The following is a 25,608-nucleotide window of genomic DNA, read 5'->3' on the forward strand; positions in this document are numbered from 1 at the left end:
TCATAAGAAGCGGTCACCCTTCGGTGCTTGTCTGCTTGGCCGCTGACAAGTCCGAAGGGTGATCCACTTCTCTGCTCGAACGTCTCTACGACGCGCCGAGAACTCTGGACGTGAGGTCGTACCTCGCCATGGAAATGAGGTTGTACGCGGACAACAGGCGGGTGTCGGCATCGATGACGACCTGGTGGTTGGTGGAGTACCGGTAGTTCTTCGATCGCTCGGCGATGGTGTGATCCCGGCTAGGGACCAGCGTGCCGTCCACGATGAGCACGGTGTCCTTCGCGAATCGTTTGCGGGGCTGGAGAGCGAGCATCGGCCCGAGGTGGTCGATGATCCGGTCGGCCGCCGACTTCGACACCCCGAACAGTGGGCCGAGCTGCCGCATGGTCAGGTTCGTGCGCCAGTAGGCCGCGACCAGCAGGGCCCGGTCCTCCAGCGGAAGGACTCCACGGCCGGCCCCTGCGGACCGCGTCCGCCCCCTCGCGCCGCAGCACCGTCACCAGCTTCCCGAACTGCCGCGGGCTGAGCCGGTGAACGGGGCTATCCAGGACGGCTCCGACGCCGTGATCACACCAGCCACTGCGTGATCATTCCACTGCTTCAGGTTCCCCCTGCTCGAACGCGATGCGGCAGCGTTCTATCTGGTCGGCCACCTGCTCCATGAACCAGCGCATGACCTCGTAGGGGACAACACGCTCGTCAGGGCTGTAGACGCGAAGCGTCGGTTGCAGATTCGGGTCCTCGACTGGGACAAGCGCTACCAAGAAGGCAGCGCCGGGCAAGTGGGTCACCGCGGCGTTGGGGTTCTCGGCACCCGTGGCCGACACAGGCACAGCCTCGCTCAGCTCCACGGTCCAGGCATCGTCAGGCAACGCGTAGTGGAACAGGACGGCGTAGTGACGGCCTGCATGCTCTCGCAGCTCCCATGGCATGTCAGCAGGCTGCCACATCGGCCGTGTCGGAGGCTCGCGGGTATCCCGGCCCTCACCGAGCGCAACCCAGCAAGCGTTTGCGGGACAGCCCTTCGGCTACGGCAGCCCCGCCGAATACGAGACCCGCACGCGCAGCCTGACCACCACACCAAACGTGACCGCCGAAGCGGATCAAGCTCACCCACCGGATCATCCGAATCTGCGAGCAGCAAGGCGTTTCCATCGTCGCCGAGCTCGCCTACCTGGGCGGCAGACTCTGGCTGACCACAGGCATCAAGCGCAGGCCCCTGCAGGAGCCCACTCGCACAGGGGAGACCCGCAACCGCGCCTTGGCCGCGACACGGGCACCCGTCGAACGCGGCGTCGCCTGAAGTCCTGGCGGAACCTCCGCAGACCCCGATGCAGCCCAAACCCCATGACGCCAATCGCCAAGGCCGCTCTCACACCGCAGTCGTCTCTCCCGCGGCGCCATCGGGAGCGACACATAACTACGTTTCAACCCAAATCCTCTTCCGGGCGCGACATATCATTCTCCCTTAACCTGGCTTTTTGGTTCGGTAAATATTGCGATCCTAGAGTGAGGGTACAGCGAACCCGAAGGAAGGCATCATTCGACGTGGAGAAGAACTTCAAGAACCGAGCTGCCTTGGTAGCCGCAGTGGTCAGCGTGACTTTTGTCGTTGGGGCAAGCTCATCCTTCGCCGAACCCCAACCCTCCCCTATGATCGAAGATCCGTTCGAGGGAACAACAGCTAGTTCCGGTAGCGAATCTACTTCTGCCCGCGGTCTGCTTGCTGCGCTCAAGTCGCTACCTTCCATATGGTCAATGCGAACGGCCCAGTCTCCGGAATTTCGCCATCCACGCCAAGAATCCATGGATCACATCAATGACGTCCTTGATGAGGCGCGAAATAACCATGAAATTGGTTCTGAGCTGACTGTGGGCGAGACTGTTGCGAGCAGCATAGGAGCGATTAAATTGGTTGCCGACGAGCACGGCGCGGCGGAAATCGACAAGGTTTTCAAGGATCCGTCCCTGGACCAGTACTACAAAAAGCCGTGGCATGACCGATCTTCTCAGGAGAAGATCGCGGAAGCCGAACTGTCCTACTGGAAGAAACAGCACGAAAGTGAGCCGAATGCGGGCACTGAGGCTGCGATTCGGGTCTCGGTAGAGCAAAGGGCAGACATTCAGATGTCAATCGGTTCGCTTAGTGTTTTTAATCGCCTTTACAGGGGAAGTGGCGAGCAGTAGCGATTTTGCAGCGGATGGGTGTCCCGCGGCGAGGTCGTCTCGACTTACTGACATCAGTTTGCCGAGCCTAAAGGCTTGCAGAGAATCAAGGTGCTACTTCCCGATCTGTGGCTCGTTGCAGTGGTATGCGCACCCCGATCGAGACGTGTAGCCAACTCTGCTCCAGCACCTGGACGAGCGGCTGCTTCGGAAGTTGATGGCTGCCTAGGTCCGTGCCCTGGGGCACCACGGCCGCCCGTGTTGTTGCACGGGCGGCCGCCTGTCGGTGGCCCGTCAGTCCCGGTGCCCGGATATCCGCCGTCGGCAGCGTGCGGATTGAGACCGTCATCCTCCGCGTCCAAGTGGCCGGAGTCACGACGTGGTCGTAAGAGGTTGTCTCACGTGGCAAGTTCCGCGAGCTTCTTGAGTAGTTCAGGGGCGGTGGCCATGGCCAGGCTTCGGCTCTGCCGGTCGTTGTGGTCCACGTGCGGGATCTTAAGGCCACGAGTAGCCCATGGCAGGCTCATGCTGCATGATCGATGAATTCGCGAAGAACAGCCTGCACGGGAGACTGCGGCGGGACCGCAAGGCGCTGCTCTGGAAACTCGACGGCCTGTCCGAGTACGACGCCCGCCGGCCTTTGACAGTGACCGGGACCAACCTCCTCGGCCTGGTCAAACACGTGGCCAGCGTCGAGGCCAGGTACTTCGGCGAGGTCTTCGACCGGCCGTCCCCGGATCCGCTGCCCCGGTGGAAGGATCACGACGGCAGCGATCTATGGGTAGCTGAGGACGAGGCGCGCGATGAGATCATCGAGTCCTACCGGCGCACGTGGGAACACTCAGACGCGACGATCGACGAGCTTGCCCTCGACGCCCCCGGTCACGTGCCGTGGTGGCCGGAGCCTTATCCCAACACGAACCTGTTCGCCATCCTGGTCCACGTCCTCGGCGAGATCAACCGGCATGCCGGGCACGCCGACATCCTGCGCGAAGGCGTCGACGGCCGAACCGGGATGCGCCCCGAACACGAGATGCAGATCGATGAGGACGCCCGCACCGCCTACTGCGCGAAGATCGAGCAGGCCACCAGATCGGCCGCATCAGTCAAGGCATAGAAGGCTGCCCCACGTGACTTGATGTTCGAGCGGCATGATGCCCGCCGTGAGTGCTGATCTGTCGAAGCGTCTGATTCCTGCTGACTCTGGGAGCTGGTTGCCCCGTTACTGCCGCCGTTCGCGGCTCGACCGCAAGGTGGCGGGACCGCTCCGCGTGACGAGCGGGCTGTGTTCACCGGTCCATACCGTGAAGCGGCGATGCGCGGTGGCGGAGGACGTGCCGAACGTCGGCGGCAGATGCCGACAGGCACAGCCGCTGGTCAGCACGTACTCCGCTGCGGACAAGAAGCTCGCGAATCTTGCCACGTGAGACAACCTCTGAGTCCCCAAAACGGCATGCACTGATCATTTCGCCATCCTTTTCTCTGGATCTTTACATCCTTTAAGGTTTCCTTAAAGCCCCGGATTGTAGTTTCAGGTGGCGCCATCGGGGTGCTGTCTTTATAGAAGGGGAGATTTTCAATGAATTGGCTTCATGAGGGCCTCGTGATTGTGAGTCAGGGTCTGCACGTGGTCAACGATGTGGTCGATATTCTGGTGAAGGCCACTGGGTGAGGGGTCGCTTTGGGTGAAGTTTCCGATCTCATCTGACATAGGCGCGACGTCGACGCGACTTCGCGTTTTGTGAGAGCCGGAGGGTGTGGCGCGGGAATATCGAGAAACTCCGCCACACCCTCTCCCGGTTGAGATCGGTGGGCGGCTCTGCCGAATGTGCGGTGTGACTGGCGTTGCTTACTGGCGAACTGCTGAGACTTGGCCATCCATGGCCGCAAAGAGTTTTCCTCAGGGGACTCATGCGCCACCGACGCCTCGCCCGCGACTGCGAAACCCACCTACACTCAGCCGCCGTGATTGAACTGGCCGCCATCAACCTCATGACCCGCCGTCTCGCCCGCGAAGCCGCCACCAACTGGCGCGACAGATAGAGCAAATGAATCATACAACCGAGAATCAAGCACTCGCTTTGGGCGGCTTGCCACCTTGGGCGATCTGTGCGTTCCTAATGCTGCCTCTCCTGCGAGAGCACACGGGATTGGTCTGCTGTGCTGTCGGGGTCACCCGTGGGTCGTCACGTGATCAAGCTGACCTCATCCGCCGAATGGGGGACTGCCTATGTCGTCTTTGTAGTGGTCTATCTAGATGGTGACCTTCAGGTTCCTGCCCGTTAGATTCTAGCTAGTTCGTTTCACGCCGATATAGCCGCAAAAAGGCGGTATTATCCGAGGAGGAAGGGTATGACCGCCCTCGATAATGATGAAGTAGTCCTGACTCGACACACATTCATGATGCGAAATTGCTGCGCGCGCGAATCGCTCTCTCTGGCGAGATCTCTAGCCTCAGAGATGCTCTCGCGTAACGGCGTAGACCAAAGCGCCGTCGCTGATGCCCAACTCGTTATTTCGGAACTTGTCACCAACGCAGTGCAAGCGATTGGAGAAGCGGTAGTTCTGTCGCTACGGGTAGACAGGCGCACGGTAGTTATTGAAGTCGCTGATAGCGATCCGACTAACTTTCCAATTCGCGGAGAACCGGAAGATGATGACGAACATGGTCGTGGGCTGATGATTTTGGACGCGATCGTCGAAGACTGGAGCGTGCGCCGGACATCGCGCGGCAAGGTAGTACGGTGCTGCATCTCAGACGGCAACTGAAGATAATCCCGCGCGCACCCTGCCGACCAGTCTGACGACGTTGCCTTGATATCGAGAATCACGTCGCACGCAGGGCACTTTCTGCGCGGACCCATTGGCGAGCGAACCTCGGGCTTTCACGAAGGGGCCGTCCGAAGGGCGAGGAGTGCCTCTGAGTTGGGGCGATAGGGCCTGTCGAAGGTCCTGTGCGCCGCCAAGAGGTCGTACCCGCCTGTCGGAGTCGAGGGCACCGGCCGTGCGGTGGTCTCGTAGGCCGGTGCCGTCCTGTAGGTGGAGATGGCCCGCAAGACCGGCCTGGATCAGACGATATCTCAGGCGCTGGCGCCGTGGTGCAAGCCGCAGACGGTGCACGACCCGGGCAAGATCCTTCTGGACCGCGGTCGCGGGGCTGCTGCGGCCGGGCAGCGATACCGTCGCCGACCACATCGGGACCACCCGGCTGGCACTGGCCCAGATGCCGGGGAAGTTCCGGCGCGACCAGCGCACCCTGATCCGCACCGACTCCGCTGGCGGTACCCACAAGTTCCTCGACTGGCTCACCGCGCGCGGGCGGTGGCTGTCGTACTCGGTAGGCGTGACCATCACCGAGCCATCCATCAGGCGGCGCTGTGGATTCCCGCCTCGGCGCGACACCGGCCGTCGAACCCGGCGGTGAGATCCGTGACCATGCCTGGGTCGCCGAACTCGCCGGAGACACACCGGACGGCTGGCATCAGGGCATGCGTCTGATCAACCGTAGAAAACGCCCCCATCCCGGCGCCCAGTTGCGCTTCACCGTTGCCGACGGCATGCGGCTCACGGTGTTCGCCACCAACGCCATGAACGTCCCAATCGCGGCGCTGGAACTGCGTCACCGCCAGCGGGCCCGCGCCGAGGACCGCATCCGCGCTGCCCGCGCCACCGGCCTGACCAACCTGCCTCTCCACGACATCGCGCAGAACCAGATCTGGCTGGGGATCATCCAGATCGCCCTCGACCTGCTGGCCTGGATGCCGATGCTTGCCCTGACCGCTCAGGCGCGGCTGTGGGAACCCAAACGCCTGAGGCTGCGGCTGTTACCCAACGCCGCCCAACTCGATATCACCGGACGGGGCCGAACCTCGCCTTGCGAAGCACCGGTCAGGTGTGGTGTCACGCAGGTTGACCTGGGACTTCGTGGCTCTGATCTCGACCAACTGCCGCGGCCGGATCCGCATGGCCGGCACCGAGTAGAGGTTCGCTTCGAACGCGACGAGGCAGTCCTTGCCCACGCAGCGGCAAAGCCCCTGGCGCCCACGTATGGATTGTCGGCAGGGGGCAGAGGGTCATGTGGTCGCGGATGGCCCTCAGCCCGATGACCTCGCAATGGGTGCCGTGGACGTTCGCGCGCCGTAGCGGAACCCAGGCGGTGAAGGCGGCGTACAGTTCCTCGATGGAGGAGAAGGCGCGCCCGGCCAGGTGACGTCGGGGTCGAAGTCGTAGCGCCCAGCGAATGCGACGGCCTCCGAATGTAGCGGAACGGACTTACCAGCTGCGGGTCGCGGAGGAACTGGCTATCAGCCCGGGTGAGCTTGCCGGCCTGCACCGCCGGTTGAAGGTGGTACCCAGAGCCTGCACAAACCGCGTTATGGTGAGGAGATCTTGATCTACTGCGGCATCGACTGGCTGAGCGAACACACGACGTCGCCCTGGTCGACGACAGCGGCCACTTGCTGGCCAAGCGGCACATCACCGACGATGCCGCGGGCTACACGATCCTGCTGAACCTGCTGGTCGAGTACGGCGACAGCGAGGAGAGCCCGATCCCGGTCACGATCGAAACCTTCCGCGGCCTGCTTGTCGCGGTGCTGCGAACCGGCAAGCGGCAGGTGTTCGCGATCCGCCGGCCGCTACCGCGACCGGCACTTCCGTCTCGCGCAAGAAGTCCGACCCCGGCGACGCCCTGGTGCTCGCCAACATTCTAGGAACTTACATGCACGCCCACCGGCCGCTACCCAACGACAGCAACCTCAGCCGGGCCGCCGCCGTCCTCACCCGCGCTCAGCAGGACTCACTCTGGAACCGGCAGCAGCTGTCCAACCAGCTCCGTTCGCTGCTGCGGGAGTACTACCCCTCAGCCCTGGCGGCCTTCGAACCTGGCGCAACGGCCTGTGTCGGCCGGCGGCCCGAGAGCTTCTGAGGGCGGCCCCGACACCGACCCGGGCCGCGCGGCTGACCCGCACCCAGCCTGAGGCCGCGCTCAAGCGGGCCGGCCGCAAGCGCGGCATCACAGCCGAAACCGAGCGGCTCCGCGCCAACTACGCTCACCAGCCGCCGCAGGTCGAGGACCCGCTCGGCAAGCAGATGCTCGCGCTCCTGATCCAGTTGGAGGCCGCTTGCACCGCCGCCGACGACTTCGCCGAGATCGGAGACGACAAGGCCCGCTTCGCCGACGCCCGCGGCCCGTTGGAATAGGCCGGTGCCCCGCCCATCACCCAGGGCCTCCGGCAAGAAGTCGAGCATCACCCGCAGGTGGAACAAGAACGACCGGCTCAACGCCGTCGGCTACCTCTGGGCCTTCGCCTCCATCACCGCCTCGCCAGGCGCCAAAGCCCACTTCCGGCGCCGCCGTGACGACCACGGAGACTGGCACGCCGCCGCCCAACGCAACCTCTTCAACCGTATGCTCAGCCAGCTCTACCACTGTCTCCAGCACCACACGCTGTTCGATTAACACACGGCATTCCCAAGCACTCTCGCCGAAGCCGCTTGACACGTTGAGTGCCTGAGATGTCTACGAGCAACGATCAACTCCGCTGGCCACTGCCGCATGACAACCGGTGCCCACGATCCCGGGGGCAACCCCCCTTCTACGATCCTGGCACGCGAAACCGAGCACGTACTGCGGGACGGGTTGCAAGCCGCAGCAGGGCTAGCGCTAGCACCATCTGAGCACCATGTCCCAGACGAACCCAAACGGGGTACTGAGAGCTGAAAGTTGGGTAGGCCAGAGTGACTAGGCTGGCAATTGCTATGACCAGCGTTCTGACATAGGTGCGCCTCGCACCATTCCTCAGCTTGCTGGCTACTCGCAGGTAGAGGAGCGACAGGGCCAGTGTCACGGCGGGCGTGATGCAGTTCGTCATGGCGAGGAAGTGGCGCCTAGAGCTGGGGCTGATAGGGGCGTCGCTGGCAAAGTGAGCCATCTGATAGTCGATGGTCTGGTTCCACAGCACGAGGGTGCAGATGGTGAGAACCACACTGATGGCGAGGTTGATGTACAGGAGGGTAATGACCCGGCACAGCGCTCTGTCCGAGACCTCCGCTTTGATGACGTCGTCGGTGGAAGACATCAGGAACTTCACCCTTCTATTGTCTGCGAGATGTCAGTCGACTGTCCGCAAAATGCAGGCAGATCCTTGACCAAAAGCAGTTACGATTGAGGAAAGCGGTCCAACTCAGCGGGAGCTGGACGCATTTCAAGGATCCACGTAGGAGGAAACCATGGAGCACAACAAGCTGGATTCGCTCGTCGCTCAGATGGAAGAGCTGGAGTCCGAGACCTTTGAGATCCAAGATTACACGGGAGTTGACGAGGAGCTGCTCGGGGGTTCGACCTCTTGCTCAAGCTGCAGCAGCTCTTCTAGCAGCAGTTCCTAAGTGAGGTGCGGTTCGCGGTGGGGAGTCGTGATGCGGCTTCCCACCGCACTTAACGTCGCTGCTCTCATGCTTCATTGCTTTCGATTGGCCTTTTTGCGCTCTGCGCTGCATTCACGGGAACGGGTGCGGGGCAAGGTGCAGGCGGTCTTTGTGGAATCGAGAGGTTAGGCGTGGCAGATCCAGCGCGCGTTGTTTCTCCCAACCGAAGTCAAGGGGCAACATGCCGGGCGCAATGGTCGCAACGCAGCGCAATCCGCAGGCAAGTTGCTCCGGGGTTGTGGTCTCCACGACGATCACGTCGTGGCCAGCCGCCACGATCTGCTCGCGGCAATGAGCGAGGTCATGGAGTAGATCAGTCGAAGCCGGGCGGCGGGCCTGCCACCCCGCGTAGATCTCGGCATAGGGGACCGCATGGCTGGGGCCGGTGTACCGGCTGGCCCACTGGGCCATTCTGGGCAGACCGTAAAGTTCGGCATGATCGGCAAGTACCTGAACCTTCATGAAGTCATCTGCCATCTCGGTGAGTTGCGCGCGCCGATTGTTGACCCGCCGAGCCAGGGATGGCACGACTGCTGCTAGTTCTGACACTGCGGCATGAACCGCTGCAGCAGCGTCAAGGCTGGCGCCAGCTGCGAAGGACAGCAGCCCCGCGCCACCGTCACGCCTGATAGCGACCGCGGTAACAGCAGGGACATCCATGTCCAGCCGGTTGTCGAATACACGCACATTGTGACCTGACAGCGAAATGCGCTCGATAAGCGCGCGGGTGGCCGGAGAGCGATGGTAGGTGAGGTCGATCTCGGTGAGCGGAACGCCGCCGTACCAGGCGAGAAGAAACGCGTCGCGCTCGATGAGCTCCAAGAGCCCGAACAGGATGGCTTCTTCCAAGCAGCTACCGCTCGCGCTTCCATTGGAGGATTCGTAGACAAAGTTCTCGCGCGCTGTCCCGCTGCCGTAGTAGACGGATCGGGCAGGTATCAGGAGGGGGCGCTCGTCGCGAAGCGAGTAGCCCCAAACCCAGGGGATGGGAAGGTCGGGGTCGAACGGCGTGAGCTTCTGATTGTGTCGGTATACCTCTGGCCGGTAGACGCCCCTGGCGCGCGGGTCGAGTGCGTGATCGCCACGGTTGGCGTAGGTGTCTGTTACGAATGGCGCGTTGCGCCCCCTGTTCAGTCCTGCGTACCGTTCGAGTCCTTCTATGAAAGCTACTGCACGGCTTGTGGCATATGAATCGGTGTGGCCGTGGAAAGAGATGTCAACAAGGCCTTCCGTGGCGATCCGGACAGCCGCACTGCCGCTGACGGGGGACCCGTTGTAGCTCATCAGGTCTGCGTGCGTGGTGGAGGTGACCGCCCCACATACCGGGTTGGCCAGTGCGGTCTCAGGAAGGTTGAACGCGTGCGGGGTGCGCAACCGGTAGCTAGATGGCGCAGGCTTGGGGCATGACACCAAATGCAGGGCTGCTCGTTCCGCGTTGTCGGTCTCTACAGGTCCGCAGGTAGGGCAGAGCGGTTCCGGAAGGAGAGCAACCGTGCGCGAGAGTAGTGTGGTGATGTCTACTGCGGTCACTTGTGGCAGGGCCTGCCTTCGGCCCTGTCTCGATCCAGCTTCATGATGGGCCCACACAACATCCGCGAGAAAGTCGGTGACCAAGGGCGGGCCTTCGGATCCTCTTGGGCCCGCGCCGGCCTCCAAAGCATCGCGTTCGACGTGGCTGCGCAAGCGCTGCCATCGCATTGCCAGGCAGTTGCCGCATCCCCCGCCCCAGGGACCGACCAGCACTTCGGACAGAGTCATGTGCACAGTGGCGGCTGCATGGGCCGACAGAAGGGTGTCGTCTTTGTGGAGCATGTCTGATACTCCCAGCGGGACGACCAGCGGCGGAACCGCGTCGCGTCCATCCGCACAGGTCTTCGTCGTGCTTCGTGCAAGGAGTAGATCTCTCATGTGTTCGGCAGCTGTCTGGAGAGGGTTGGTTACATTTGTCATTGCACGCTCGACTCTGCCCACAGGAATGCCATGACTCCTGCTGCCACTCCAATCGGGATTGCCGCGATGGCGGGGGAAAACAGAATATCTGTCAATTCTGCAGCGGCTCTGGCGGCTTCATTTGAAAATACGTAGCCGTATACGGCCGCTGTGCTGACAGCGACAATCGGGTAGTTTCGATATACAAGGCCTGCCCACCCGGGGTAATCCTTCACTGTAATCGTGGCACGGTCACGGTTTTGCCTTCGCCTCAGGAGGGTACGATAGCGGCGGCTCTCCGGCGCGAGCTCAGTCATGTTTAGAAGGGCGCTGAGGATGCGGTAGCCGTCCAGTCCTGGAAGCGGCAGCAGATTCCAGGCCGTGGTAAAGGAGCCAGCTACCAACAATCCAGAGGCAACCGTACGAAATGCGCCTTCGTTTCCCCACCACCACAGGAGCAGGGCGGGGAGCATCGTCAGAAGACCGGCGCACGGCCCGGCTGCGACAATAACTGCTCGCTGGCGCCGCGAGGTGAGGAAATCGGCACCCTCCACCTTGCAGTAGGGGAAGACTGCGGGGAAATGCCAGGCGATGCCGATTTCGGTGACGGTGGCTCCGGCCCAGCGGCCAGCCAAGCCGTGCGCTAGCTCGTGCAGCGCTGTGCTCAGGAGTAGCAGCAATGGGATCCACAGCAGGAGAGCAGGATGTCGCAAAATTTTCAGGCAATCAGTTGCGAGCTCGGGCCATGAGAGAGTGAGGGCGCCCAATTCAATTAGCAGGAGCGTGCTCATAACCCCTAGCATTGCTGCGGTGACCCTGGGAGGGAAAAGTCGAGTACAGCGGTCCAGCAGGCGCATCGGGTCTATTACGGCGATCCGCCCGGCCTTTAGGGACCGCGCGGGCCGGGGGCGCGCGGGCGTGGGGCGGGAAGACTCGCTCCCTGACACACTTGGCCTCGGGGAGGATGAGGGAAGGACCAGCAGCTGTCGCTCATTGAGGGCTCTTAGGATCCGTCCCCAACCGGCTTCGTCGAGCCGCGCTCCGAACGTGCCGTGGTATGCTGACCCAATTTCGGCAAGGGTTCGTCGGCCGTTCAACCTCCCCAGCACAAAGCGAAGGCGCCCCCCGATCTCATAGCGCCGGCCTGCTGCGGGGTCGAAGACCGTACTGAACGTGGCGGGTCCGCGGCGCATCGTAGGACCCATTTGAATATCCGGACGGACGGCTGGCCGGGTGCTGAGGAGCGGTGAGGGAGTGATGGTCATGGTGTACCGTCCTTCAGCTCGTGCTGTTCGAGCGAGCGGGCTATGACGAATGCCAGATAGCATTCGTCCCCGATGGTTGTGCTCAGCCGGTTGTTGGTCATGTGCAGGTAGGAATTGAGGAGGAGTCGCAGCACTCTGTCCACAGGCAACGGTTCCCCATTTCCGTTCCGGACAGCGGAATGGAAACGCATCCTTTCGCTTGCATCGCGGATCCGGCTGGCGAGTTCACAGGAATGTTCGGCCCAGCGTTTGAGGAACGGCGGTAGACCATGACTCTTGCCGTCTTGCTGGCTGTTATGGATAGCGGTCAGATGATTGCTCACTCGGGTGGAGTCGGCTTCAAAGGCATGCGCGTGAGCGGTGTCGTCGGCGAAGGCTGTTCCGGCAAACGAACGCTTCCAGAAGTCCGTATAGCTGTCCATGAACCGGACGACTTCGAGTGTGTCGCCCAGGAACGCAGTGGCCATCACGAGCATGAGCTGTGCGGAGACGCCCAGGCGGACGCTGCGGAGATGCACATTCATAGTTCGGTCGATGGCAACGACGAGATCACTGGACTGCTCAAAATGCCATTCGGCCAGCGTCATTCCTGCTCTTCCGCCGTAGCGGTCGTATTCGGGCTCGTACTTTTCGACGGTGAACGTGTTGTTGTTTCGCAGCCGCATACGTCCATTAGCGTCAAGGTAGGGAGATCGATCTGTCTCCGGGTACTCCGCAGCGAACAGCATGTCGTAGTAGGTCAGGAGGTGGTCAGAGGTGACCTCGTAGAGCGCCGGGCGGATCCGCAGGAAATTCGCTATCGAGTTTTCAGTGCGCTCCCTCACCTCAGCGGTGAGTTTGGGATAACTCGGCAGCAACCTAAGGCGCACATGGGGACCTTCTAGCCAGTAGTTGATGAAGAAATAGCCGTGGATCAAATCATTCTTACGCAGGTCCGATACGAGAGGCCCGATGCATTGGGATATGAGGGGCCGCGACGAAGCCGTGTAGAAGACATGGAAGGAAAGCCACTCCCTCGAGGGCTTTTCTGACCCGACACTCAGCTCGGGCACGATCGAGGTGCCAGTTCTTACGACATGAATTTCGCCGTCCGACCCGGAGTGGACGTGATTGTTCATGTGAAAGTCCTTTCAGGTGCGAGTGAGGGTCTCCACGACAACCTCCGCTACATGCCTGCCGCTATCCGATGTCACGGTCAGGGCATTCTCAGCCGGGAGCATCTCGTGGAACACGACGGTGGCTGCCTCTGTCTTGATGTGGTGGTCAAGAACGGACAGGTTTAGCGGGCTGTCAAAATCGACGGGATACGGCTTGGTGCCCCGGCGCCATAGCTCTGACGCATTGTCATCCTCAGAGTGCGGTGTGATGGTGGCGAACGCGACGGTCGGCACCCGGTGGGCGCGACGCCATCGTTGCCACTCCAAGTACCAGCGTTCCTCCGGCATGCCGGGAGTCCGGCGCGGAAGGTCGGCTGCCTGTGCGGTCCAGCTTCGCCGGGCAACAACGAGGTCCCCGAGACGTACACGCGGGTGCACTGTCACACCGCCGCCAGCGCGGGAGGGCCGCGCCTCCACTCCGCCCCATATATCCATCACCACGGTGGAGGACGGCGAGAGAAGCAGCAAGGTACGCGGAATCTCGGGCAAGGCAGTCGGCACCAAGTACCCCAGGTAGACCGGGATGACCTCATTACCGGATGCTCTGGATCGTAGTACTAGCCGGTCGGTGCTCTCGTCGTGCTCGACGTACAAGTCATCGAAGGAAAGTCGCTGTTGGCGGGGCGCAAAGCTCGTCTCTCCGGGGCAGACAATCTCCAGTTCGGTCAATCGGCTGTGCAGATTGAGATTGGTAGTTATTTGGCCACCAGTCACTTCTGCAAAGACAGCACCGGTTGGCGTCCACGACCTCAGTGACTCGCGAAGCATGGGCACGAGTGCGCTTTGGGTCGCCTCAAGGTGGTGGGTGAACCGGGTAAAGGGAAAAAGAGACGCACCGTAAGTACGGTTCAGAACAGCCCGGAACTCCCCATCGATATGCGCTGGCTGCAGGAAGTGGCTACGCATCGCGAATTTCGTCGCCAACCCTTGCAGCTCCTCTGCGACTTGCGAGATGGTGCAATCGTCCAGAACGACTTCCGATTCCGTTCTGTCCCAGATCTCGTAGATCCCACGCACGCCTTCGGTGAACTCTGCCCGCGCTCGGTCCAATACCTCCATCTCCGGCATCCGCAGCCAGTTGACATTCGGGATCAGGTTGCCATCTTTGTCAAATGTGCGGCGCACAGCGGAGACCGCCGCGAAGTGATCGAAGAGATCCTCGTTGAACTCGCAAATGAGTTTGAGCAAATCGTCACAGCGCCCTCCACGCCCGAAGCGCGCTATGAAGAAGCCTTTGAGCATCAGTCGTTGCGGCAGAGCAGCGTCAAATATCGGAAGTACAGACTCCAGTGATCGCAGTGCCTCTCCGATGTCACCGTTCCATGCCTCGTATCCCGCAACAACTTCCGCATCAGCGAGATGGGCATCCTCAAAGAGCAAGGTGATTGGTATGGTGCTGACCGGGGCGCCCAGCAAGGAGAAGACTGACTCCAGCTCTGACCGTATTTTCCGTAGGATCTTGACTCGCTCAGCCGTTTCTGCCGTCGCGAATGTATCCACCAGTATTGCAACATGGTCCAGTAGCGAGTAGATGGGCTCGACGTCAGGGGAACCCAGTGAGCGCAGTGACGCACTGAACGTACGGAGTGGGTCGGTGGTGTGCACGTCGATCTGCAGAACGGGGATTTGGAGAAGGCCGAGGCGCAAAAGAATTCGCAAGATCCGTGCATAGGCCTCGCGTTCGGGTACGCCAGCATCGTCGCCGGCCAGTCGGTTGACGAGATTTCCCCAGAGAACCTCTGGTTCCCGTTCGAACTGGGCAACAATCCTCTCGAGGAGCGCGCTGTTGCGCAGGACGAACAGGTGTTCGCGGACCGCGTCAAAAGTGCCGTTCGACTCCGCGGCGCTGATGGATCGCCGAACGAAGCGCACGCGGTCTACTGCGGTCTGGCAACCGGAGGCTAGCGCCATAGGGAGATCTCGGCAGATGTTATCGATGTCCAGGAGGAGGTCAGCTATGCGGGTCAGAACTGACACGTTGATGCGAGGGTGAACTCTCCAGCACGGGGGAACTGCGGCTCGCATGGGGACGTCGGCCCCTTCCGTGAACCGCCCCGGTACAACGGCAGTGAACGTCGAGAAGGGACTGGTCTTGCAAGCGGCCCGGTAAACGTATTCCAGTAGCGAGCGCTCCAGTCGCCGCTGGCGTTTGTCGAGATACTGGGAGTCGGCGTGTGCGTATCCCTCAAGCCGCTCTTCCAACAAGGGAGAGGCCACTTGCACTCCTCGTCGCAACCGCGGCTCGTAGCTAAGTGCGCGTAGGGCGCGGCGCGCTGCCCGGACGTCTTTGTTTAGGACCTCTTCCCCTTCGTCCAGAAGGTCCTGCCACTGCTGTCGGGTGTGCATCCAGCTGGTAATGGCGGCAGCAGTGTTCTCGTTAAGTCCTGCGGTAAGGTCGTTAACGACCCGGGCATCTGGCATACGATTGTTCCATATATACCGACGCAGTTGGAGTAGAGCGCGGCGCCTGAGTGGATCCTCTTCGGAAGCGACGATGTCATGAAGGTGTTCACTAAGGTATGCGCCGCGTTCTTGCAGTGCATCTTCCCCTTTGAGCACAGCCGCCGCCCAACCTCGAACTTGCGGACACCGCAGCGAATGGATGGAATCGATCGGCAGTCCGGCGACGCGCAGCATGAAGTGGTCCCCCAGCGCCCATTCGGACTTTTTGTGGGTCATGAAAAATCGCGCCTCTCCAGTGAGTAGTGGTAATCCGCAGTGTCCGTACGTTCGTTTCCGATGAGGATAATCAGCAAAGGAACTTCATCCGAACCAGCTAGGCCGAGTTCGTTGATGTAGGCGGTGTTGTCGAAGCCCAGCGCAGCCCCGCAGCCGAGTCGGGCCGAGGCGCAGGTGATGTAGGCCGCTTGGGCGACCGCTCCGATAGCCGCGTTCACCAATCGGTAGGCTCTGTCGCCCATTGCGTCGAGCGCTGCCGTAGGTCTCGCTGCCGCGACGATGACGGCGGCCGTATCATTCAGGTTGTAGTTGTTCAGGAAGTACGAGTCCTGGAGGAAGGTGCCGGGGGGGATTGTGCTGACAGGCCAGAGGGCGTGAATTTGGGGGTCGAATGCGTAGCTCCCGGGGCGGATCCCCTCCACGTGATTGATGAAGACATACAGCCTCACAAGCGCCCCTGGTAGGTCGCCCGTTGCGTCGCATGGAAAGGCAGCAGCCGGCATAGTGCTCGCCAGCACGGTGCCCAGGCTCCTCTGCGACAGGGCTGGAATTGCGGTAAAGCGACCAAAACTGCTGCGGCGTGTCCTCAGCGCCTCACCGAGGGATTTGCTGAGGAGATCCGGGACGGGTAGCGTGACCGGATTACCTTTACTGTGTCCCCCTCCAGTGGCAGTGATTGCCGCCATCGCCGCCGCATCTCGGGCGGGGCGCTGGTTGTTAGCAGCAGTGGCTCTGTGTACGGCGCGCAGCATGGGGAAGGTTGCAGGCCGTTTGGATCGTTCTTGCTCGGTGGCACGTACGTGGGCGTCTGGGGGCGGAGCACCAGGGTGAGCAGGCGGGCCGCCCTGCCAAGGGAGCGGTACGACCGCGAAGATGCCCTCGTCCTCCGGGGCAAGGTTGAGAAGGGTGCTGAGACGCGCTTCGTCAAACCACAGCGCGGGTCGCAGTGTCATGCCGCGGGCTTTGCTCCACAGCCGCCATGTCTCCAGAAGGGCGCCAACATCCATTGTGACAGCGTGGTAGCTAAAATTGTGGTATTTGAAGGCGTTCTGCCAAAACTTGACACCCAAGACGAGGTATTGATCGCAAGGAAGGCCCGGATAGCCGAGCGCATCACGGACGATGGGGGTTACGTCGCCGCTCAACAGCTGTTGCAGGGCGTGGTGCTTGGGCGCGTAGTATTGGACTCCTGGCCGCAATGGCCCGCTAGTGCCATTGATCCAATAGACATTTACGGGGTACAAGCCGCCACCTGAGGCAGTACCTCGAGACCAGACGGCGTCGGCGTAGCGGTTTAGGGCGGGAAAGTCTGGGTTGGCGTGAACAGCCAGTCGGCGAGCGAGTTCACCGTATGATTCTCGCAGCATGCTGGCCAGAAGGTGCAGGTCAAATCTGGGTGAAGTAGTCTTCCCGGAATGCGGGAGTGGTGCAAACAAGACGTTGCTAAGTCGAGAAGAATCATGCTCTCGGAGCTCCGGCAGCGGCAAGGGTTCGATCTCGGGGTAGAACTTGTATGTGCGTGGCCGATCAGCAAAGTCGGGCTTGAAGTCAGGCGGCTCGATGGAATAGTGGACCCGGTTAGTAACGGATTCTATGTAGTGCTTGACAGTTGACATGGTCGCCCTCCAGTCCGGGTGATCAGGGGAATGGATGGGGGGCGGGATTCACGTCACACGGCCGGAGGTCATGGTCTGTAAAGCCCGCAGCGCGAGGAGCTGAAAGCGTCCGCGCCATGTGTCTTGCTCGCTCACGTACCAAGCCGAAGTCGAGCGGTAGGAGACCGGGGACGACAACGCCGTAGGTGAATAGGCCGAGATCTCGCTGCTCGCCCGACGTCTGATCGACAGTCAATACATCGAAGCCCTGAGCTGTTGCTTGGTCTACGAGCCGCTTCAACTCTCTTTGGATGCCAGGCAGCCCGTCATAGGGGCTACTGACTCCCCGCTGAGGCGCAAGGGCGTGCAGTGGGCGCAGTTCGTCACGGTTCTTCAGTAGAAACGCTGCATGCCGCGCCATTTCCGGGAGTCCGTAAAGCAGCCAGTGATCATTGAGCTCGCTTACCTTCCGGAAGTCCGCCGCTATCGCGGTTAGTCTCGCTCGATGGCGGTGTGTCAGGCGAGGAAGGCGGGGGACTGCCGTGGCGATCTCCGACAGCGCTGCCTGCAGCGCTGCTTCAGGCTCAGGGTGCGCGCCGGCACCGAAACACAGCCGACCATAACCAGCGTCCATGCGTTCCGCAACGGCGGTGACGACAGGGACGGCGAAGGTCATCCGCGTGTCGAAGAAGCGAACACGGTAGCCGAGCATTTCCAACCTCGCCGCGGAGTGGCGGGCCCGCAGTCCCACCTGTTGCAGTGGATCAATCTCAGGCAGTTCCGCTCGGGCGTACCAGGCGAGAAGGAAGGCGTCGCGTTCGATGACTTCGAGAAGGGCGTAGAGCACGGCCTCGTCTGCGGTGCCCCCAGAGGCACAGCCGCTGGAGCATGCTTGGACGAATCGGCCGCCGACTGCTGGGCCGTGGGGATAGACCATCGCTTCTGGCACGAGGCGGGCGCAGTGGTCGCGTAGCGAGTACGCGCTTACCCAGGAGATGGGACGCGTCGCCGAGAACGGTTGCAGGTAGTCGACGTCCACGTACGCCTCAGGCGGGTAGATCCCAGTCATGCGAGGGTCCAAGGCGTCGCGACTTAGCTCGGCGAGCGGCGCGACCAAAGCCGGGCGTGCCCGCGAGGGTGGCGCAGCCCGGGCACGGCGCTCCAAGGCCTCCAAGAGCGCCAGCCTGTCGCTATCGGCGAAGCACATGGTGTCACCGCTCCACTGGGTGGTGTGTAGGTGACCTCCGGCACGCAGTGTGAAGGATCCGCCTGAGCGAGAAACTGTTGGAGAAGCCAATTCCCGGATGACACGCGCGCCGACGGTTCCGCACACCGGGTTGGCCAGAGCGAGCGGGTTCAGCGGGTATGCACTAGGACTCCGCAGGCGAAGTTTTTCGGAGTCGCCTGACGTACGTTCGGCATCTACCTGCGTGGTGGGGGCCAGAGTTGCCAACCCACACACGGGGCAGTCTGGGTCCGCGATGAGAGGCAAGCGACGGATCGTGACTCCGTCCAGGCCGACCACGTCGACGCCGGTGATGGAAGCTGGTTGATGGAGCCGGGCCAGTGCCACTGCGGCCACCACATCCGCAGTAAACCGTCCCGCTGTCGCGGGTTGGCCGACAGCTTTGAACGTGGAACGGGTTTCCAAGGCCTGCCGCACCACAGACGAACGCAAGCTCTGCCAGCGGCGAGCCAAGCACCAGCTGCACGGACGCTTGCTGAGTATCGGGCCAATGACGACGGAATCGGCACAGAGATGGAGAGGGACGTCGACCGTTTCCGCTTCTGCAGCTGGTGCAGACGTCGGGCAGTCAGGCGGGGACACGACGTCTTTCATGACGTCCTCGATACCAAGGGGTCGCGCCGTCACACGTGCGTGACTCCACCCACCGCTTGCCAGTCCCGCCCTGACGGTTCGGCGGAGCTGATCGCAGGCGGAGGACCATGCTATGGGTGCAGGCATCAGACTTGTCCTCTCATGCGTGAGGTGCGGTCAGCAGAACGCGGGCCGTGAATACGCCGGCAGCCGCTAGATCGGCGGAGGTACGGGACAGAGCGAACACATCGCTGCCGGATGATTGCAGTTGGCGGAGTATGGTCCGCAAGTCAGCGGCCGGCTGTGTGGCAAGTGGCGTTTCACCGGCGCTTGGGATGAACCCGACGTCCGCTGGCGTCCAAATATTTTTCGGGAGGGTGTCGGCGGCGTCCGGGGCTCGACGGAGCTGAGCCCGGCCCAGCAAAGTCACGGCGGCTTGCACGGCGGCGCCCGTTGCGGTCGTTTCGCAGGCGACGACTGGTTGCTCCCCGTTCGCGCGCGCCACAATGACATTAGCGCCGGAGTGCTGGTGTTCACCCAAGTCAAGAAGTTCCACTTCTATGTCAAAATCACGAGCGCATCGTAGGAGAAAAGTCAACTCGGGACTCTGTTCATGGGGGATTTCACGCACAAGGCGAATGGGTCGGCGGCCCTTGAGGGCCTCGTCGACGGCTCTGTGAGCAATTACTGAGAGCAGGCCGCGATACAGCGCGTCGTTCAGCGTGCTGCCTGCTCCTGTTCCGGGAGCACCTGGCAACCATATTCGTCTCTCGTTCCACGTGCCGTGAGTACTCACCGCGCCCGCCGGGACAAGCGTCTCCTCACCACTGCACAACGACGTGGCTTGTACCCAGCTTTCAGCTTCGGTGCCTGCATCGTGAGTTCCGCTGACGGTCACGAGATTCCCCGCGATACTCGAAATCTGGCATGGGCTCGTAACGACATCGCGCAAAGGGACCACGTAATCGGCGTACAGCGCTGCCGCCTTGTACAGTGCCCGCATGCGAGCGCCGAGCAGGGTGTGAACATCGAATGTCTCGACTGTCAATTGCCCGCTGGCACCCGCACCAAAGCTCAGTAGAGTTGCCTTCACGGGAGATTGAACCAGCGCGTCGTCGCTGAATTCGGTGAAGACGCCGGTCATCCGCCCGACGAGTATCGATCGGGAGCGAAACTGCCGCAGCAAGCGCCCTTCGTACCCGGTACTCTGCAGAGGCCCGTGAAGGGCGTCAACTTCCGCCTCCTCAAGGTTAGCGGCCTCCCCCCACACTTCGGCTCCGAGCTCTGGGGCTTCTCCCTTGGTGGGTACGCAGAACGGGCAATTCGGGTGCGGTAGAACACGTTCTGACGTCACATCGAGGGAGTTCAGATCCTGCACTATGACGTGACCGTCTGTCTCAGCTGGCAATGCGCCGGTACGCAGCCGGAACACCTCGTAGCCAAGCAGGTTACCCAACACTGCGGCAGCCGGCCCTGTCAGACACACTTCAGGCTCGACCAAGTCAGGCAGAGCTGCTCTGCGCCACAGTTCGCCGAATTGTCGAAGGCATCCGTTGGCATCCATGCGCAGGGCTGCACATGCCCAGCATGCCGTAGTTTCGTCCGCCGTCAGGGGCCCCACCACGATCCGATCACCTGCCCTGGACACGGGGATGAGCATTCGGCCAACTGGACGCAAGTCTCGTAGCAGTTCCACCACTTGGCGGGGGCCGCTGCGTGGGCAGACCACAACAACGTCGTACCCTTCCAGGTCATTCCAATGCAGCGTTGCCGCCGTGACGGGTATCTCCTCAACCTGCGCAGGGCATCCCTGCGCAGCCAGTGATTGTGCTTCCATCCGGACTTGGGCGAATTGATCGTGCGACGGTGGTGTGACGGCGACGTGAGCGACACCGTTTCTGATGAGACTGAGTGCGCACCATTCGGCGATGGCGTCTGTGCCAAGGACCGCGGCCCGTGTGTCACGAAATCGTTTGAAGGCCTGTTCAGCACCGTCTCGGTGATGGTCGATGTAGCCAATCTGATCGGCAAATACGCTTTGCACCGGGTCCGGTAGCGCTGGGAGTTCCGGGTCGGGCGGGCTGGCTGCTCGAGCGAAGTCATGCTCGTAGAGCGCCTGCACCAGTTCGACCACGCGGCCGCGCTGGGCGTGGGCAAGGCCTCGGCAGAGATCACAGACCCGATGCTCGCCGTTCAAGAATGGGACAAGTAGTGACGCGAAGTCATAGCCTGACCGCGATCGGATCCGGAATCCCTTGCTGGAATTATGGAAGACTACTCCGTCCGAGACCTTTGCAAAAAGAACGTTTCGATGGAGCTTCGGTCGGGTCTGCGCAATTTCGCTATACACATCATCCTGTACACTCATCGCCTCTTTCACTTCCGTCTCGTGCTCTTATGTCGTACTTGTTACCGCTGGAAATCTAGGATGCTATGGCGAGGGAGCATGCGAAGGCCTGAAATGCCCGATGCATGTGGAAGCGACGCGGAGGGCCCTCCTCGAGGAGGCTGCGCTCCACCAACGCCTCAAGCAATGGAGCAGTGCGTGTGGGGTCGACACGGAGCAGCGCTGCGCACTGCTCCGCAGTGACCTCGTCTGTGCCAATGCGGCCTACGGCCGCAAAAGTGCGCAGCGTGTGGCGGTCTAGTTCGGATGTCGCCTGCCGCAGGAGCGCCGCTAGCGAGTTTCCCGCCGAGTCGACCAACGAGAGCATCGCCAGCGGATCGGCGCGGACGGACGCAACGTACTCCTCGATGCGGCAATGTGGACGCAGTGCCAGCCATAGCGCCGCGGCGCGGAGTGCAATGGGGAACCCGCCGCACAACGCAGCCAACTCCTTTGCCGCTCGCGGCTCCGCTGCCATTCGATCGGGCCCGATAAGATCACTCAGGAGTTCCTCGGACGCGGCCCCTGTCACGGTGCCGATCCGGAAGCAGCAGGCGCCCCGGCTGATCGCAAGGTCGGCGAGACTCCTACGGCTAGTGACAATCGCCGCTGACCCAGGAATGTGTGGAAGTAGGCCTTCGGCCTGCTCGCAGCTCTGTATGTCGTCCAAAATCACGAGCCTTCGGCCCTCGTCCGGCAGGCATTCGAGGGCTCCTGCTGCGCTGCCTAGCGCTGCGGTTGAAGGCTCGACGCCAGGTGATGCCTCGCAGCCGCGTTGATGCTCAAGTCCTCCGGCGGGTTTCGGCGGCATCCACGAGCAGCCGCCGGGGTACGCGTCCTTCACGAGATGCGCCAAGTGGATGGCTAGGGCGGACTTTCCCACCCCTGGGGGTCCCGTGAGGACGAGGACTGTCGGGCCTGACTGGGAAGTAGTCAGTCGTTGAGTCAAGGACGCCGTCTCGGCATCCCGGCCAACGAGTTGCGGCAGGTCGGCTGGCAGCTGATGCCAAGAGCTATCCTCGTTGTTCGATCGAAGTCCATCAGACGGGCTCCCCGCCCTTGGTCCATGCGATCTTGGGTTGAGGGACTCCTCAATTCGGCGCAGCACCGGACCTGTAGAGACACCGAGATCGTTATGGAAGTAGCCTCGGGCCTGGCGAACCTCAGCAAGCGCCTCCGCTCGTCTGCCGCTCTGAATGAGAGCCTCTGCTAGTTGCTCTCGGAACCGTTCGTGATCGGGACGGCGTGCGACCGCGGAACGCAAATCGGCAAGAGCGTGCCGACCAAGTTCCTGGCACAGTTCAAGATCAAAGCGGCGTTCGGCAACACGCAACCATTTCCCTTCGAGGTCAGCCACTTCGAATCTATGCAACCCTGGCGAATCCACGTTGGTCAGTGGGGCCCCGCGCCATAGCCTAAGTGACTCTACGAGGAGACTCCGCTCAATTTGGGGGTCTTCAGCCGCCTCCGCCGCATCAGCCAATTCCCGGAACCGCGCTAGGTCAAGTCCTGCGGGGCCTACCATGATGCGGTATCCGCCGTGCATAGTGACGATCAGATCTTTAGACCATCCGTATTTGACGAAAAGGCGCCTGAGCCGCGAGATGTAGGTTTGTATCGTCGATTTCGCTGTAGTGGGCACGTACTGACCCCACACTGCTCGTTGCAACACATGGATCGGAACGACTTCGTCGTGGTGCAGGAGCAGGGCGGCGAGCAGTGTCGCCGGCCTGGACGGCGGGAGGTCTACCGCTTGCCCACCATCCTCAACGCTCAACCGACCGAGTACCTGGAAGCGCATTCTAGGTAGCCTCCCGATTCGGCCATACGCGGACAGGCAATTGTTTAGGGCCGAGGACTCCCTGGGCCAGATAGAATTCTGGTGCTTCTTCGTCGTTGAGCCGAATGTCCCGATAGCGGTCGACCAGCATACTCAAAGCGACTTCGGCCTCCAACCGCGCCAAAGAAGCTCCCAGGCAAAAGTGAATGCCGTGACCGAAGGCCACATGTTTATCGTGGCGGCCCGGAGCGAAACGATCCGGATCTGGGAACCTGGCTGGGTCACGGTTCGCAGACAGCAACGATGGCACTACCACACTCCCGGCGGGTATTCGCTCTCCGCACAAGTGCACCTCGGTAGTAGTCAGGCGCGGTACGCCTAGGAAAGGTGGATAGAAGCGGAGTGTCTCCTCGACTATCGCGGGAATTCCGGCCGGATTTCCAATCAGCTCCGCAAATATTCGCGGGTTGGCGTCCAGGCACCGTACAGCGTTGTTGACCAGGAGTAGTGTTGTTACATGTCCGGCGATGAAAAGCAAGGCGGCAAAAGTCACCGCGTCCTCGTCATCCAGGCGCTGACCGTCCACCTCAGCCTTTACGACACGACTGATGAGATCCTCACGCGGCGCCGAGCGTCGATCCCGAACGTGCTTCATAAGGTACGCGTGCATGGGAGAAACTGCCGCCTCCAGTCTCTCGACGACGGCACGATCGAAAGGTTTTTCAAAGTTGGCGGAAAACATGTCATCAGCCCACGTTCGGAAAAGAGCGCGATCAGATGGGGGGACGCCCAACAGTTCGGAAATCACCGTCACCGGCAGTGGAAAGCTCAATGCGTTGGAGATGTCAAACCGTTCGGATCTCCCAACCGCGTCCAGAAGGCTGCGTGTGATGTCCGCTATGCGTGGGCGAAGGCCTTCCACAGTTCGCGCATTGAATGCCTGCCCGATGAGCGCACGATATTTGCGATGCTCGGGTGGGTCCATGCGCATGAAGTTACTTTTTATAAACAAGGTGGCTGGCGCGACGGCGGACATGTCGGACGAGAAGGTCGATGTGTCGGAGAGCACGCGTTGTGTTGTGGCGTAGTCAAAGACGTGCCAAACATCTACGGCTTTGTTGAACCACACCGGGCTTTTCTCTCTCAAGGCGCGAGTCCACGCAGCGAGGGCATCACCGCCATCTCCTGGTGTGGGCGGGAACTCATCGATCACATGCGTGGCCATGCCGGGCTCCTTGTAATGGCGAGGCGTGAGTGGTCGGCAGAAATGGACGGTTGTAGTGCTGCCCGAGATACTCCAGGCCCCGTCCACTGCGGGACGATTTCCGGAGGAGTGCGGTTCAACCAGGGGCCAACTGCATTATTGTTTTACGGTAAACCTCTCGGGCATTGCGCATTTAGTGCGGACGTATTCCACTGACTGTGTTTATCCACGTCCGTCTCACTTGCAAGGTGCTGTCCACAACCTGCCCGAAGGTCACCCGCAGGACCGCCTGCTTTCTTCGATATGTAGACATGCTGCAACTTGGTGAGAAGCGCATCAATCCACCAACTAGTGGATTGAACGGGGGTTCCCAACCGGACCGCCGGACCCGAACCCCGGGCCACCAAGAATTCATCGACGGCTCGCTGACAAAGTTTCGCCGGGCGCATCGCGGGGGTAGTGAGGGGCGTGTTGCCTTGTCTTCAAGGGCTTGGAAGGTTGGCGGCCTGTTTTTCGTGGGAGCCATGGCTGCTTATGGCGATGAGCACGCTGCGTGCGGTACTGGCGCACGACGGCACCTGGCCCGAACTGCTGACCCGATTGCGGGCCCGGGCGAAGGCGGCCGGGCTGATCGCCTGGGAGATCACGTCGACTCCACGGTCTGCCGGGCCCATCAGCCACGCCGCAATCGCCCGCCGCGACGGACAGGCCCAGAAGGACCTGCCGGGCGGCACCCGTACCGATCTTTACGTCCACGGCCTGGGCCTGTCACGGGGAGGCTGCACTACCAAGAACTACCTGTCGTGTGAGGGGGGCCAGCGGCCGTTGTCTTTGCTGGTCACCGCAGGTCAGCGCGGTGACAGCCCTCAGTTCACGGCCGTCCTGTAGAGCATCCGGGTGCCCCGCATCGGACTCGGCCGCCCCGTGTCCTCCGATGCGAGTGTGGGGGCGACAAGACATCCCACGCGGATGGGCGCCAAGCCACGGCGGTGGAGAGGATTGGGAAGGCCTTCGTAGCGTCGTAGGCTTGCCGTGGTGGAGGCAGTGGAAGAGCATGCCCATGACGCGGTTGGGCAGGTTGCTCGCTGTGCGGCCACGTGGCGGTCGCTAGTGTCCTGAGTCGAAGATTCGTCGTTGGTCTGGTGTGAGTCGTCCTGGACCGAAGATCCCGCCTGTTGTGCTGTCTGATGCCGAGCGGGAGA

General features: G+C 61.7%; 17 protein-coding genes and 5 pseudogenes. 9 read left to right on the top strand and 13 right to left on the bottom strand.

The features are described from left to right. Window positions 1-151: 151 nt before the first annotated feature. Window positions 152-580 (bottom strand): annotated as a pseudogene (locus tag ACFWI9_RS23430) (transposase family protein); the annotation flags it as partial. A gap of 7 nt (window positions 581-587) precedes the next feature. Further along, window positions 588-932, bottom strand: coding sequence for a hypothetical protein (locus ACFWI9_RS23435; RefSeq protein WP_387164851.1), 345 nt, complete (start codon window positions 930-932; stop codon window positions 588-590). Between the two features lie 179 nt (window positions 933-1,111). Between ACFWI9_RS23435 and ACFWI9_RS23440 the strand changes: the two are divergent. The 6 genes and pseudogenes from ACFWI9_RS23440 to ACFWI9_RS23465 all read left to right on the top strand — a co-directional run. Continuing rightward, window positions 1,112-1,377 (top strand): annotated as a pseudogene (locus tag ACFWI9_RS23440) (IS5/IS1182 family transposase); the annotation flags it as partial. 171 nt (window positions 1,378-1,548) lie between these two features. Beyond that, window positions 1,549-2,187, top strand: coding sequence for a hypothetical protein (locus ACFWI9_RS23445; RefSeq protein WP_387164852.1), 639 nt, complete (start codon window positions 1,549-1,551; stop codon window positions 2,185-2,187). 511 nt (window positions 2,188-2,698) lie between these two features. Next, the gene (locus ACFWI9_RS23450) at window positions 2,699-3,283 is read left to right on the top strand and encodes a DinB family protein (RefSeq protein ID WP_387164853.1); all 585 of its coding nucleotides are present in this window, start codon (window positions 2,699-2,701) and stop codon (window positions 3,281-3,283) included. 46 nt (window positions 3,284-3,329) lie between these two features. Further along, window positions 3,330-3,593 (top strand): hypothetical protein, encoded by a 264-nt coding sequence (locus ACFWI9_RS23455; RefSeq protein ID WP_387164854.1) that lies wholly within the window; start codon window positions 3,330-3,332, stop codon window positions 3,591-3,593. 925 nt (window positions 3,594-4,518) lie between these two features. Next, window positions 4,519-4,935, top strand: coding sequence for an ATP-binding protein (locus tag ACFWI9_RS23460; protein WP_387164856.1), 417 nt, complete (start codon window positions 4,519-4,521; stop codon window positions 4,933-4,935). A gap of 183 nt (window positions 4,936-5,118) precedes the next feature. Continuing rightward, window positions 5,119-6,147 (top strand): annotated as a pseudogene (locus ACFWI9_RS23465) (transposase). On the opposite strand, the pseudogene ACFWI9_RS23470 reads toward ACFWI9_RS23465, so the two are convergent. Next, window positions 6,054-6,449 (bottom strand): annotated as a pseudogene (locus tag ACFWI9_RS23470) (IS21 family transposase); the annotation flags it as partial. The pseudogenes ACFWI9_RS23465 and ACFWI9_RS23470 overlap by 94 nt on opposite strands. Window positions 6,450-6,525: 76 nt before the next feature. Between ACFWI9_RS23470 and ACFWI9_RS23475 the strand changes: the two are divergent. Beyond that, a pseudogene (locus ACFWI9_RS23475) lies at window positions 6,526-7,627 on the top strand (IS110 family transposase). A 136-nt stretch (window positions 7,628-7,763) separates the two neighbouring features. Here ACFWI9_RS23475 and ACFWI9_RS23480 read toward each other — a convergent pair. Further along, window positions 7,764-8,258, bottom strand: a complete 495-nt coding sequence (locus ACFWI9_RS23480; protein WP_387164857.1) for a hypothetical protein — start codon at window positions 8,256-8,258, stop codon at window positions 7,764-7,766. Window positions 8,259-8,433: 175 nt separating this feature from the next. On the opposite strand from ACFWI9_RS23480, the gene ACFWI9_RS23485 reads away from it, so the two are divergent. Next, window positions 8,434-8,553 (top strand): thiazolylpeptide-type bacteriocin, encoded by a 120-nt coding sequence (locus tag ACFWI9_RS23485; RefSeq protein WP_387164877.1) that lies wholly within the window; start codon window positions 8,434-8,436, stop codon window positions 8,551-8,553. A 111-nt stretch (window positions 8,554-8,664) separates the two neighbouring features. On the opposite strand, the gene ACFWI9_RS23490 is transcribed toward ACFWI9_RS23485, so the two are convergent. The 9 genes from ACFWI9_RS23490 to ACFWI9_RS23530 all read right to left on the bottom strand — a co-directional run bounded on the left by ACFWI9_RS23490 (window position 8,665) and on the right by ACFWI9_RS23530 (window position 24,427). Then, window positions 8,665-10,404 (bottom strand): TOMM precursor leader peptide-binding protein, encoded by a 1,740-nt coding sequence (locus ACFWI9_RS23490; RefSeq protein WP_387164859.1) that lies wholly within the window; start codon window positions 10,402-10,404, stop codon window positions 8,665-8,667. Between the two features lie 134 nt (window positions 10,405-10,538). Further along, window positions 10,539-11,312 (bottom strand): M50 family metallopeptidase, encoded by a 774-nt coding sequence (locus ACFWI9_RS23495; protein WP_387164860.1) that lies wholly within the window; start codon window positions 11,310-11,312, stop codon window positions 10,539-10,541. Window positions 11,313-11,782: 470 nt separating this feature from the next. Further along, on the bottom strand, window positions 11,783-12,904 hold the full coding sequence (locus ACFWI9_RS23500) for a thiopeptide-type bacteriocin biosynthesis protein (RefSeq protein WP_387164862.1): 1,122 nt from the start codon (window positions 12,902-12,904) through the stop codon (window positions 11,783-11,785). Between the two features lie 12 nt (window positions 12,905-12,916). Beyond that, window positions 12,917-15,622 (bottom strand): lantibiotic dehydratase, encoded by a 2,706-nt coding sequence (locus ACFWI9_RS23505; protein ID WP_387164864.1) that lies wholly within the window; start codon window positions 15,620-15,622, stop codon window positions 12,917-12,919. Beyond that, on the bottom strand, window positions 15,619-17,238 hold the full coding sequence (locus tag ACFWI9_RS23510) for a nitroreductase family protein (RefSeq protein WP_387164865.1): 1,620 nt from the start codon (window positions 17,236-17,238) through the stop codon (window positions 15,619-15,621). Before ACFWI9_RS23510 ends, ACFWI9_RS23505 begins: the two co-directional genes overlap by 4 nt. Before the next feature lie 22 nt (window positions 17,239-17,260). Continuing rightward, entirely contained in the window at window positions 17,261-19,183 is a 1,923-nt protein-coding gene (locus ACFWI9_RS23515) for a TOMM precursor leader peptide-binding protein (protein ID WP_387164867.1), read from the bottom strand. 13 nt (window positions 19,184-19,196) lie between these two features. Beyond that, a complete protein-coding gene (locus ACFWI9_RS23520) occupies window positions 19,197-21,416 on the bottom strand; it encodes a TOMM precursor leader peptide-binding protein (RefSeq protein WP_387164869.1) in 2,220 nt (739 codons plus the stop codon). A gap of 43 nt (window positions 21,417-21,459) precedes the next feature. Continuing rightward, the gene (locus ACFWI9_RS23525; RefSeq protein WP_387164871.1) at window positions 21,460-23,223 is read right to left on the bottom strand and encodes a BTAD domain-containing putative transcriptional regulator; all 1,764 of its coding nucleotides are present in this window, start codon (window positions 23,221-23,223) and stop codon (window positions 21,460-21,462) included. A gap of 1 nt (window position 23,224) precedes the next feature. Continuing rightward, window positions 23,225-24,427, bottom strand: a complete 1,203-nt coding sequence (locus ACFWI9_RS23530; protein WP_387164873.1) for a cytochrome P450 — start codon at window positions 24,425-24,427, stop codon at window positions 23,225-23,227. Between the two features lie 519 nt (window positions 24,428-24,946). Here ACFWI9_RS23530 and ACFWI9_RS23535 point away from each other — a divergent pair. Continuing rightward, window positions 24,947-25,294 (top strand): hypothetical protein, encoded by a 348-nt coding sequence (locus ACFWI9_RS23535; protein WP_387164875.1) that lies wholly within the window; start codon window positions 24,947-24,949, stop codon window positions 25,292-25,294. The last annotated feature ends 314 nt before the right edge of the window (window positions 25,295-25,608 follow it).

Source organism: Streptomyces sp. NPDC127084, from assembly GCF_042724175.1.
Lineage (GTDB): Bacteria > Actinomycetota > Actinomycetes > Streptomycetales > Streptomycetaceae > Streptomyces.